Consider the following 6,125-nt stretch of genomic DNA (forward strand, 5'->3'; position numbering starts at 1 on the left):
ATCTTATCCGAAAACCGTTTCACACTTTTCGGGATGCGCTCCAGGTTCCGAAACTGGTTCCTATCTATTTGACAGAAGCGACACAACCAACAAATCTTTCGCTATTTAACGGCAAAATCACGGCATCCCGTGAACCACCCGCTTCCAAAGCCTCCGCATTATGGTGAGAGGTGCATACCGAAAACCCACCAAAATTGCCACCAATCCGTTGAAGCTTTTTCCGGCGCGAAAATATGCGCTGGCCCGCTCGTAAGCCAGTGCCTGCATGAAAGCACGGCGTTCCTTCGGTTTCATGCGTTCGGCATATGTGTCGCCAAGTTGCGCCAGGACGCGCAGACGGTCGTCCATTCCTGCCCTGCGCGTCGAGGGCGAGACCACCGCCAGCGCCGTTCCGCAATGCCCGATCCCCGCGCTGAGCACCGCTCGCAGGAGGAGATCCCAATCCTCGTAAACGCGCAGGCGGGGATTATAGCCACCGGCATCCAGAAACAGTTGCCGCTTCAGCATCAACGTACTGCCCGCGGCAAATATCTGTCCGGCAATCAGTTCGCGCCTGATGTCGAAAGCGACGCGATCCTTGCCTGTCGACTGTGCGCTGCGCTCATCGTTCCGGTGATAGATATAACCGCCGACGCAGCCCGCCCAGTCGGGATGGTCTTTCAGGACACGTAATTGCGTATCGATGCGATCCGGCAAGGCTGCGTCGTCCGCGTCGAGAAATGCGATATAATCACAACGCGCCTGTTGTGCGCCGATGTTGCGCGCCGTTCCCGGTCCGCGGTTTTCAGGCAATACGATAATGCGAACAGCAGGCCCGCTCCCCTCCGTCTGCATGGAGGGCGCCTGTGCGCTATGGTCGTCAACGACGATAATCTCGTCCTGCCCCTCCAACTGACAGGCGACAGAAGCGATGCACCGTTCAAGGCTTTCGTTCTGGTTGTAGTGCGGAATGACCACACTCACGGCAGGTCGTTGTCTCATGGTCATGGAAACGTCCCTCATGGGCCTTTCACGCAGTTTCCCGCCCGGTGTCAAAGCTGTTCAACCGAAAAACCGATTACGCGGCATCCGACGCCACCTTCCGGTAAACTGCGAGAGTTCGTTCGGTAACCACTGCATTGGAAAAACATGCTTCCACTTTCTTCCGGGCATTTTCCGCCAGAAACAGCCGGAGAGTTCGATCCTGAACAAGCTTGCTTATTGCTTCGGCGAGGGAAACGGCATCCTTCGGCGGTACGATGAGGCCCGTCTTCATGTCCGTCACCACCTGCCGGCAACCGGGAACATCCGTTGTCACGATCGCGCAGCCGGACGCTCCGGCTTCGAGCAGCACTTTCGGCAGTCCTTCCCTGTATGAAGGCAGGCAAAAAATATCCGCCAGACGCATGGTTTCCGCCATATTGTCCGAGCGTCCGTGCCATTCGATGATGCCCTGCCTTTGCCAGTCGTCGATTTCCCTCTCGGAAATCCTGCCATGATTATCCCGATCCGGCTCTCCCACCAGGACAAAACGGCAGCCGAGGCCGCCGTCACGCAGGATTTTCGCTGCGGCGGCAAACTCCCGCACGCCTTTTTCCTTAAGCAGTCGCGCCGCCAGCATAACGACGCAGTCGTCGGCTCGATCCCGTTTCACATAGGGAAATGCATCAAGATCGATACCCGCACCCTCGATAACGACAAGTTTTTCCGGCTCTACAAGGCCACGGTCGATAAATTCCGCCCGGTCGTCATCGTTTTCGACGATCACCAGCTTGTTTCGCCCGCGCAACGCTATCTTGAGAGCCGACATGACGAACGGTCTCAACAGACGAGCCTTGACCGTATTGGACGCAAAAACAAATCCCATGCCGACCGGAGCATTGATGATCGCGCGGGGCCTCGCTATCAGCGCGGCCAGAGAACCGGCAACGATCGGACGCAGGGCAATATGGTGCACGATGTCCGGTTTGAGGCGCGCATAAATTCGCGCGATCCCGAATATTTCCCTGAGAAGCAAAAGAGGCCTCAGGCTTGAACGGCGCATATCGAGGTGAATGAGATTGAAACCCGCAGCGCGGATTTTCTCACCGCCGTCGCCCACCCTTGTCACGACATGAACATCATACCCGGCTTCCTTCGCCATACGGGCCCTGTCCATAAAATGCGATAGGAAAAACCAGTCTTCGGTGATGAGATAAACAAGCGATCTTGACAAAGGGAGAGCCTTATTCGTGGATTTTCATCACGGATGACTTTATGGAGATACCAAAACACACGGCCTGAGAATACCGGCGATATTATTTCCGCCGTTTCTGCGTCAACGTCGGAACACCAATGCAAGCCCACATTTGCCAGACTTTACGGAGACATACAACGGTTTGCGAAGCCCTCGAATTCATCATTCGATGATTGCCAAAAAATACATCTGGATTCCATGACCGAAAAACAAATCATTGTCGCATCCACCCACCCTTTCATGGCTGACATGCGCCTCGGCACCGCCTATCTCGCCGACGCTCTGTGCAAGCGGGGATGGCACGTCGTCTATATCGAACAGCCAACCAGCCCCCTGCATCTCATCCATCCGCAGTCCCGGATGCGAGCCCGGCAGAAAGCCGCTGGAGCCTTGCGCGGTTTTTCGGGCAAAATGCAGACGTTTGAATTCGGATCGGGACGACTGACGCTTCTGCCGACGATTGTTCCATGGCCACATGTCAACAAGACTTTCTTCAAAGGCGCGCATATGTTGGACAACTGGTGGAAATACGCATTTCCACGTCCGACGACCGTGCTCAAAAAGGTTGGCCTGACGCAGCCGTCGGCATTGCTCACCGACAGCCCATACTTCTATTCGCTGGCACAACATCTCGATCTTCCGACCGTCTATCGTTACGCAGACCGGATCCAGTATTTTTCCGAAATCACGCCCGCGCTCATCGCAAAACAGCGCGTGGCGCTGCAATCGGCGGATATGGTTCTTTACACTTCAAAGGCTTTGAAGGCCGATCTGGCCGGGCGAACAGGGCCTGTCCATTATCTGCCGAACGGCGTCGATGTCGACCTTTACGTGAAGACACATCGCGAGCCAGCCGAACTTGCAGGCATCTCCGGGCCGCGCATAATCTATAGCGGTACGCTTGGACCATGGCTGGATGTTGAGGCGCTCCGCATGGCAGCGACCTCATTGCCGGACATGCAGTTCATCCTGCTCGGCAAGTCAACGGTGAACCTTGCATCGCTGCGCGCGCTTTCCAACATCCATCTTCTGGGAACCGTTCCCTATTATCGCGTTCCGGAGTTCCTGCAGCACTGCGATGTCGGGATCATTCCATTCGACATCGTCACGCAGGCAGACCTGGTAAAAGCGATAAACCCCTTGAAACTCTACGAATATTGCGCAGCCGGTTTGCCCGTCGTGAGTTATATTTCAGAAGAGACGAAAAAAGCCGGAGACCTGATCGATTACTATGGGGCGCCTGAAGAACTGGCGCTTTCCATCCGCTCTGCGCTTGCCCGAACAGATGAAAATCAGCGTGTCCGCCGCCAGGAATGGGCCGATACGATGTCATGGAGAAGCCGCGGTGCAGAGCTTGAAGACATAATAAGGAAATTATCCAAACCAGACAGGTGATTGGTTTCAAGAAGGAGCCTCAGGGCAGAAACGTCAAATTCTCTGCCGCGGAGGGAGAGATACCCTGCAAAGTCCAGATTTGCCAAAGGTGTAAAATACCCACAGGATCGGCTTCGAGATGAAGCATGGCTGGGGCGCCTGGAGCAAAATCCACTTTTAAATACGGCATTGAAATCAAACAAACAATTGCAATCATTAGGCTTTTTACTCCATAAGTGTTCCGGTTTGGTGTTCCGGTTTCATGAGGCGGTTTGAAAATGTCTAGGCGTTCAACATACAAGCGGCGCGGCGTTAGTGGCGTGTATTACGCACGGATTTATATCCCGATCGACCTACAGTCTCACTACGGATGCGAAGATAAAAAAGTCTCATTGCGCACTAAGGACGAGTCAGAAGCCAAGCGCCAATTTCACATCACAATGGCGACGTGGGAGCTTAAATTTAAGGAATTGCGTAACCGGCGAGAGCTAAGGCCGGATGACATGGCGGACGCTGTTTGGAAGCATTACAATTCTTCGATTGAAGAATATGAGCAAGCTAAAAATCATATGCCTACCAAGGACGACGTTGACGCCGCCAAGCAGAAATTGCTCAACAGTGCACAGCATGGCGATTTTGATCTAAACGACCCTCTAGCCGTTCTAAATGCCAGCGTGGATTTTCTCGCCACCAAAGAGCGGCGCACGATGGATCAAAAGGCACGGGCGATCAAATTGCGCGACATGCGCGCTCAACTGGCAGACAACGAAGCACCCCTCACCGGCCCCGCTTCCGATGATTACCTAAATCGGAATAAGTTGCTTGTCCGCGAGGATGATCCAACCCGCCATGAATTGGCGCTCAAAATCGCCCGCGCAGAGATTGAAGCGCTTGAGCGCACTATTGAACGGGATCGCGGCGATTATGGCGGCACACCAAAAGACCCGATTGTCAAACCAGCTTCAGGCACGAGCCGGGAGCAAGCAAAGCCCGGTGAAACAATCATGGAGCTATTTGAACAGTATGCTGTGGAAAATCCAAATGACGTTAGATTAGACACGCTTAATCAGGCGCGGCGCGACATAGGCACATATTTACAAGTTGTAGGCGTGAATTATCCACCTCGAATGATCGACAAAGCGACCGTTCGTGAATGGAAAGGGCTTCTAATGAAGCTTCCAGTTAAAGCGACAGAATCAACCGTATTTAAAGGCATGACATTGCCTCAAATCGTGGAGCATAACGAGAAGATTCAAAAACCAGCTATTACCACGCGCACGGTTAATCGCTACATGTCCGGTTTGAGCGCGTTTTGCGATTGGCTTGAGAATAACGGATACCTTGAGACAAATCCGGTTCTCAAAATGTTTTTGAAAAAAGATAAGAGGACCAAGACGCGTCCGTTTTCAACAGCGCAATTAAACACGCTGTTTAGATCGCCATTATTTACCGGCTGTCAGTCTGATGAAAGTTGGCTCTATAAAAAGCGCCCCGGAAACATACAGATTAGAAATCACGAATTTTGGGTGCCGTTGATTATGCTGTTTTCTGGCGCACGACCGGGAGAGATTGCGCAGTTAGAAATAGCAGATATTCAGAGTCACCACGGCATTTGGATTATGGATATTACGACTACGCTTGATGATGACGACGAAGATGAAGATTATAAGAGCGTGAAGAATAAGAATAGCAAACGCGTTATTCCTATCCATAGCGAATTAATAAAAATTGGCTTTCTTAAATATTATAACGCACTGAAAGATAGTGGAGAAACAAGACTGTTTCCACAAGCAAAGAGAAATTCACGCGGACAAATGATTGCTGACTTTAGTAAAGCGTTCGGGCGTTACCTTGAGGGTGTCGGCGTAAAAGATAAATCAGATAAAGACTTTAAAAAATACAAACTATACTCATTGCGCCATGGCGCAGCCGATGCATTCCGCCGCGCCGGATACCTGAACGAACAATTCGGTTTCATTCTTGGACATGGAAACAGTGAAAAAAATACAGCTATGACTTCGCATTATGGAGAATTGCCAGAGGGGCCGCTTGATATGCGCGTTGAACTGATCAATTCAATCGCCTACCCCGGCCTAAATTTAGATCACTTAATTTTATGAATTAGACATAATAAATCATTTTTATTGATATTTAGGATTCACAACGAATCTCATTTATGAGAGAATAAACCATGTTCAAAAAGTATGGTTTTAAGTTGTGCTTCGTAAAAGTATTAGCCGCGCAGTTTCGGCACTAGCATTTTCATTGGAAAAGAAAGCTTACGGGCTGACTAATCCTGAAATTCATTCAATTTTTGGTATTACTCCAACTGTAAGCGGCAGGAACGTTGGTGGCGAAAATGCCATTAGCGTTCCTGCCGTCTTACAGGCGGTTCGTCTTATTTCTGAGAATATTGGTTCACTACCTTGCAAGCTCTATCGGTAACGGCCCGATTGCTACCACCTGTTGAAGCAAGACCTCGTGACGTAAGACACGTCTTTAGCGGCGTCGTTAATGACGTGTCTTGAGATTGAGG

General features: G+C 51.4%; 5 protein-coding genes. 2 read left to right on the top strand and 3 right to left on the bottom strand.

Features of this window, described 5'->3' with window-relative positions; all coding sequences use genetic code 11:
* Window positions 1-117: 117 nt before the first annotated feature.
* Window positions 118-987: a glycosyltransferase family 2 protein gene (locus FHS76_RS18010; protein ID WP_183656020.1), complete on the bottom strand. Its 870-nt coding sequence runs from the start codon at window positions 985-987 to the stop codon at window positions 118-120.
* 70 nt (window positions 988-1,057) lie between these two features.
* On the bottom strand, window positions 1,058-2,194 hold the full coding sequence (locus FHS76_RS18015; RefSeq protein WP_268902759.1) for a glycosyltransferase family 4 protein: 1,137 nt from the start codon (window positions 2,192-2,194) through the stop codon (window positions 1,058-1,060).
* A gap of 219 nt (window positions 2,195-2,413) precedes the next feature.
* On the opposite strand from FHS76_RS18015, the gene FHS76_RS18020 reads away from it, so the two are divergent.
* Window positions 2,414-3,610, top strand: a complete 1,197-nt coding sequence (locus tag FHS76_RS18020) for a glycosyltransferase (protein ID WP_183656026.1) — start codon at window positions 2,414-2,416, stop codon at window positions 3,608-3,610.
* Between the two features lie 19 nt (window positions 3,611-3,629).
* Here FHS76_RS18020 and FHS76_RS18025 read toward each other — a convergent pair whose 3' ends face one another.
* Complete coding sequence (locus FHS76_RS18025) at window positions 3,630-3,806, bottom strand: hypothetical protein (RefSeq protein ID WP_183656029.1); 177 nt, start codon at window positions 3,804-3,806, stop codon at window positions 3,630-3,632.
* Between the two features lie 61 nt (window positions 3,807-3,867).
* Between FHS76_RS18025 and FHS76_RS18030 the strand changes: the two genes are divergently transcribed.
* A complete protein-coding gene (locus FHS76_RS18030) occupies window positions 3,868-5,709 on the top strand; it encodes a site-specific integrase (protein ID WP_183656032.1) in 1,842 nt (613 codons plus the stop codon).
* Window positions 5,710-6,125 lie beyond the last annotated feature (416 nt).

It is taken from the genome of Brucella daejeonensis (genome assembly GCF_014199265.1).
Classification (GTDB): domain Bacteria; phylum Pseudomonadota; class Alphaproteobacteria; order Rhizobiales; family Rhizobiaceae; genus Brucella; species Brucella daejeonensis.

What these genes read in the sequence shown, in the direction of transcription:
- FHS76_RS18010 (WP_183656020.1), bottom strand. Translation starts at nt 987, where the DNA reads ATGACCATGAGACAACGACCTGCCGTGAGTGTGGTCATTCCGCACTAC.
- FHS76_RS18020 (WP_183656026.1), top strand. Translation starts at nt 2,414, where the DNA reads ATGACCGAAAAACAAATCATTGTCGCATCCACCCACCCTTTCATGGCT.
- FHS76_RS18025 (WP_183656029.1), bottom strand. Translation starts at nt 3,806, where the DNA reads ATGATTGCAATTGTTTGTTTGATTTCAATGCCGTATTTAAAAGTGGAT.
- FHS76_RS18030 (WP_183656032.1), top strand. Translation starts at nt 3,868, where the DNA reads ATGTCTAGGCGTTCAACATACAAGCGGCGCGGCGTTAGTGGCGTGTAT.